Consider the following 4816-nt stretch of genomic DNA (forward strand, 5'->3'; position numbering starts at 1 on the left):
CGTCGCCGATGTCGGCTCCGGCGTCAGCCGCCCGCTCGAGGAGGACGTCGGCCAGCAGGTCCTCGGTGCCGACGGCGCCGGTGTACCAGATGCGGTGGCCGTCGACCTCGCTCGGCACGCCCCAGCCGAGTCGATAGTCCTCGGTCAGACCCATGTCTTCGGGAATGTCCTCTTGCGTGTGGTAGCCGTCGGCGATGAAGAGCGGCACGACGACGATGTCGTCGCTGTCGAAATGGTCCGTGACGTCGTCGACCTCCGGCTCCTCGTCCATGAACAGCGCCTGTACCTCGTCGAAGCGGTCTCGCTCGGCGATTCGGTCGCTGTGGTACTCGATGGCCTTCGCGGAGTTCTCGTTGCGGTCGGTACCGTGGCCGACGACCGAGAGGCCGAATCCCTCCCCCACGTCCGGATTCTCGGTCGCGGTTTCGGCCCGCTGGACGATCACGTCCGTCATCGCGTCGTGCGTGCCGACCGGTCCGCAGTAGTGGATCGTCTTGCCGACGTCCTCGGCCTCGAGCGTGGCCTGCGATGCGCTGGTGCCGTCGGACTCCCACCTGTCGGGGTCCCACTCCTCGAGGCGCAGTTCCCGCGGAATGATTTGCTCGGTGAAGTAGCCCTCGCTGATGAAGAGCGGGACGACGAACACCTCGTCGGACTCGAGGGTGCGGATGACCTCGCGGAAGTGGGGTTCCTCCTTCCAGAACGCCTCGCGGACCTCGTCGAACGCGCCCGTCTCGCGGATCGTGTCCGCGTGGGCATAGGTCGGATCCGAGGCGTCCGGATTCAGATGCGATCCGTGTGCCGCGATGACCAGTGCTTGCATGGCCGGCGCTTAGGAGGGAAACGGTATAGGGACTTCGCTGGCGGTCCTCGTCGCCGAGTCCGATGACGACGCTGGGACCGGTTCGACCCCGTAAACGACGGGTCTCGCGCCGGCACCGAAACGGCGAGCGTCACGACGGCACCGAAACGTCGGTTCGCGCCTCGCAGGTCTCGTCGGTCGCTCGCAGCTCCGCAATCGCGGTGTACGCTCCCGGCTGGGGGTCGGACCACTCCGCCTCGTAGGTCGCCGACTCGCCGGGGGCGAGGGAGTCCAAGCTGAGCACCTGCGCGAACACCCGCCCGTCGGTGAATCGCCAGATTTCCTCCCCGTCCGCGGCGAGCACGAACTCCGCCGTACACGCGTCCGTAAACTCAAGTTCGACCGTCTCGCCGCCCGCGTTGGTGACGGTAAAGACGAACAACACGGCGTCACGCGCGTCGTCACCGGCCGTCTCGAGCGTTCCTTCGAGGCTCATGGCTCGATCTTGGGGACCGTCGCGGATAGGTCTTGGCCGGCCCTCGCTGTCGAAAAATGGCGGGCGCTGAACCGTGCTACCTCGAGAGGACGACGTTGTCGAGGTAGCTCGTGTCGTCGCCCGATCGGTACTCGCCGCGGATCCGGAGGGCTTCGAGATCCGCGAGGACCTCTCGGAAGCGCTCCTCGGTCGCGATCGGCTCCTGGCTGGTCAGATCGATCCAGGTGGCATCGGCCGAAAGCGGTGCTTCGAACGTCGTCCACTCCTCCCCCGGGTTGCTGTCAGCCCCGCGGAACTCGTAGACGAGTTTCGCGTCGCCGCTCGCGAGCAGGACGTCCCCGCCTTCGACCGGTTCGGCGTCGAACTGTCGGTCGGTCTGTTCCTGTCGGAGGTCGAAGGAGAGGATCCCGCCGTAGAACGCCTCGCGATCGCCGAGGAACTTAAACGGGGCCTGATAGTACCAGGCGACGCCGCCCTGGTTCTCCTCGTCGCTGACGTGGCCGCCGGAATTGCCGCCGCTCTCGCGGTAGACCGGATGATTGCTCCCGCCGTTTTGCGAGATGAGCCAGCCGTCGGCGTCTCCGTCGAACGTGCTCTCGATGCGGCCCGCCGACGCCGGATCGGCTCCGGCGTCGATATCGTCCGTGTGAATCGTCTTCGTGAACTGCTCGGTCCCGTGTTCGTCGTAGATTCCGATCGTCAGGGTTTCGCCCGACTCGTCGACGTCGACGGTGCCGAAGTTGGCGTACTCGCCCTTGGCGAAGAACTCCGTCGGGTTGAGGGCCGGATAGAGATCGTCCGGTTTGCCGGCCGGCGCACCCAGCGGGCCCGCGATAGCCTCGACGAACTCGAACTCGCCGTCGTCGTCCGGATCGAACGCGCCTACGACCGACTTGTGCACGTCGCCCGCGACGACGACCAGGTTCGATATCGGCTCGGTCTGGATGTGCTCGACGACCTCGAGCAGTTCCGCCTCGTAGCCGGTTCGATCGGCCGGCGTCGCCCACGAGTCCGACGGATGCCCCAGCGGGGCCGGCGAGGCGAGTAGCTTCCACGTCGCGTCGGAGTCGGCGAGGGCACCCTTCAGCCACTCGAGTTGCTCGCGACCCAGCAGGGTCTTCGAGTCGAGGTCGACGTTCGGATCGCGGTACTGGCGGGTGTCGATGACGAACAGTTCGACGTGTTTCCCCCAGCGGAAGGAATCGTAGAACCGGTTCGACTCGCCGGGTTCGGCGTCGTCGTCACGGTCGAGCGGCCAGTACTCGCGGAAGGCCCGCCGTCCCTCGGGCATCAGCGGCTCGATCGGCCCCGCGAAGTTGTTGATGACTTCGTGATCGTCCCAGACGGTGTACACCGACGTCGTCTCGAGTAGCTCCCGCAGATTCGTCCGCTCCGCGATCTCTGCTGGCGGATCGCGCATCTCCTTGTACTTGTCCCGGTAGATCTCGAGGGCCTCGTCGATCGGGGTGTCCTCGGTGATCTTCCCGGCCGGCGTCTGCGCGTCGGCGTAGATCGTGTCGCCGTGATAGAGGAAGAAGTCCGGCTCTCGCTCGGCGATCGTCCGCAGTCCGGGAAACGGCGGCTCGATCGGGTCGTCCCCGTAGCCCCACGTATCGCCGCTCCAGGCGAAGCTGACGCTCGCCTCGTCGTCGGGAGCCGGTGCCGTCACGAACGTTCCGCTTTCGACCGCATCGGGAATCGCGTCGTCGGCCGCCTCCTCACCGTTTCGGCCGTTGTCTCCCGGCTTTTCCCGCTGCCCGCGTCCGTTTCGACCGGATCGCTTCGAGCCGTCCTCCTCGCTTCGGCCTCGCCCTCGAGCACCCGCACCGCCGTCTCGGTCGCGCAGCGGTCGATACGACGTCTCCGTCGTCGTGGCCCAGACGTGGTAGCGATACTCGGTGCCGGACTCGAGCCCCTCGAGCCGGACCTGGCCGGTGTAATCGCTCTCGCCGTCGACCGCCGTCCGATCGTAGCCGACGCTGTCGAACGCTCGGTCGTGACTGTACGCGACGTGTATCGTCGCGTCGCGTCCCGCACGCGCCCAGACCGTCGCCGTCGTCGCGGTAACGTCGCCCGCGGCGACGCCGTGCGTAAGTTCGATGAGGGGGCCTTCGCCTTCGTCATCGCTTCCGTCATCCGCTTGGTCCGCCCCCGCGTCCGCCGCTGCGGTTCCGACGAGGCCGGTCGTCGTCGCGGCCAGTCCGATCGTCTGGAGAAACCCCCGTCGGTTGTTCGTCGCCGAATCGTCTCGTCCGTTGGAGTGCGTACCTGCCATGACTGCGGGAGATTCTCCCCCGGACCGACACAATATCTTATATATTTGGTGTAAATTAAGATATTGTCCGTTAGAACTGATTTATTCTCAGTCATACCGGTATGTATACGATCGTAGCGGCGGGGACCCGATCCCTGCCGACCAGAACCGAGCGCAACGTCCCCGACGCGGAGCGCTACGCCTATTTATGCCCGGTCCCAACGCGAACCCGTGCAACTGGTCGGCTACCGCTCGAGCGGGAACGGCTCGTCGCTGCTGGTGAGCGACGCCGCCGGGGAGATCGACCACCGGCCGCTCGAGACCGGTGCGGACCTCGCGTACTCGCTCGGAGAGCGTCACTGTGCCGGCACCATCGACGAAGACGGCGCGCACGTCGCCTGCGATCGGCCGTCGACTCCCTACTGCGAGTACCACACGAGTACGTGGGTCTGTGCCCGCTGTACCGGCACCTGTCTGAAAGACGAAATGGACTGTTACGAGGAGCACGCGGTCTACATCGCGGCCTTCGCCCCCGACACGTTCAAGGTCGGCGTCACCAAACGCCGGCGGCTCGAGACCCGACTTCGCGAGCAGGGGGCCGACCGCGCGGCCCACGTTCACACCGTCTCGAACGGCCGGATCGCCCGCGAGGTCGAGGCCGAGATCGCCGAGCGACTGGTCGACCGCGTGCGAACGGGGCCGAAAGTCGCCGCGCTCGCAGCAGCCGTCGACGAGGCCGCGTGGGAATCCACTCTCGCGGAGTTCGACGTCCTCGAGCGGTTCGATTTCGACTACGGGATCGACCTCGAGGCCCGGCCGGTTCGCGAGACGATCGCCTCGGGGACCGTCGTGGGCGTGAAAGGGCGGTTAGTCGCGCTCGCGAACGGCGGAACGACCTACGCCGTGGACATGCGCGATCTCGTGGGGTACGACCTCGAGGAGGGGCCGTCGAACCGCGATCTACAATCGTCGCTGGGATCGTTCGGGTAGGGATCACGTTCGGTCCGTCGTGCTCATCAGAGACATGGCAACCCTTTTCCCCGCCGCTCCAGAATCGGTTGGTATGACGGACGAAAACGATTCACCCGACGGAGAAGACGCGGGCGAGAACAGCGAGGAGAAATCCTTCCGCGAGCGAGTCGAGGAGATCCGCGAAAAGCGCGCCGAAGAGGGTGAAGGCGAGGGAGAGGCCCCCGAGAGCCCGTTCGGCGGCGGTGGCGGCCCGGGTGGCCCCGGCGGTATGGGCGGCGGCGGCAACCCGTTC

4 protein-coding genes and 1 pseudogene are annotated in these 4816 nt (G+C 66.5%); 2 read left to right on the top strand and 3 right to left on the bottom strand.

The features are described 5' to 3' along the window. The 3 genes from PGX04_RS17240 to PGX04_RS17250 all read right to left on the bottom strand — a co-directional run. Positions 1-823: CbiX/SirB N-terminal domain-containing protein (locus tag PGX04_RS17240; protein ID WP_273739645.1), on the bottom strand; the 823-nt coding region annotated here is incomplete at its 3' end. Positions 824-953: 130 nt separating this feature from the next. Beyond that, positions 954-1298 carry a BsuPI-related putative proteinase inhibitor gene (locus PGX04_RS17245; RefSeq protein WP_273739646.1) on the bottom strand — a complete coding sequence of 115 codons (345 nt, stop codon included), beginning with the start codon at positions 1296-1298 and terminating at the stop codon, positions 954-956. A gap of 76 nt (positions 1299-1374) precedes the next feature. Then, complete coding sequence (locus tag PGX04_RS17250; protein WP_273739647.1) at positions 1375-3573, bottom strand: alkaline phosphatase D family protein; 2199 nt, start codon at positions 3571-3573, stop codon at positions 1375-1377. Positions 3574-3783: 210 nt separating this feature from the next. Here PGX04_RS17250 and PGX04_RS17255 point away from each other — a divergent pair, with 210 nt between their 5' ends. Together PGX04_RS17255 and PGX04_RS17260 are read left to right on the top strand one after the other, a co-directional pair. After that, the gene (locus tag PGX04_RS17255) at positions 3784-4542 is read left to right on the top strand and encodes a DUF2797 domain-containing protein (RefSeq protein WP_273739648.1); all 759 of its coding nucleotides are present in this window, start codon (positions 3784-3786) and stop codon (positions 4540-4542) included. Positions 4543-4615: 73 nt separating this feature from the next. Next, positions 4616-4816 (top strand): annotated as a pseudogene (locus PGX04_RS17260) (hypothetical protein); the annotation flags it as partial.

The organism is Natrinema soli, assembly GCF_028618695.1.